Annotated in this window: 1 protein-coding gene; it reads right to left on the minus strand. The window is 26.5% G+C overall.

Annotated features, from left to right (window positions below; all coding sequences use genetic code 11):
- The coding region (locus K0039_RS20435) for an RNA-guided endonuclease TnpB family protein (RefSeq protein ID WP_228106789.1) at positions 1-516 on the minus strand (516 nt) is incomplete at its 3' end.
- Positions 517-539: the final 23 nt, after the last annotated feature.

Genomic DNA, 539 nt, shown 5'->3' on the forward strand with positions numbered 1-539 from the left:
AGTATCTACATCAGTACAGCATAATGATACATAATATCTACCACTTGGTTCTTTAGATATAGTAGCATTAAGTATTCTCCCTTTAGGTACTTGTTTATCCCTTATCTTAACCATACCAAGTTTAGGTAGTTTTATATGTTGACCACAATACATAATGTTTCCATTTGTAAAGTTAGTTTTATATGAAAATCTATTAGTTTTCTTTGATTTAAATTTAGGAAATCCTGTCTTTTCTTTAAAGAATTTTTCATATGCGTTTTCTAAATCTTTTAAGGCGTTTTGTAGTGAAAATTTGTCAGGTTCTTTGAGCCACTTTAATTCTTTTTTTAAGTTGGTCAAATCAGAACTACACTGTTTATAAGTAAAAGTTTCTTTATCATTTTTATAAACATCTATTCTTTTAGCAAGATATTTATTATATACAAATCTACAACATCCAAAAGTTTTGTTAATTAACTCTTGTTGTTTTTTATTTGGATACATTCTAAACTTATAAGCTTTTTCCACTGCTATCACCTCACTTCAATTGTTTTTTGATA

Source organism: Terrisporobacter mayombei (genome assembly GCF_020748465.1).
In the GTDB taxonomy this organism is placed as follows: Bacteria; Bacillota; Clostridia; order Peptostreptococcales; family Peptostreptococcaceae; genus Terrisporobacter; species Terrisporobacter mayombei.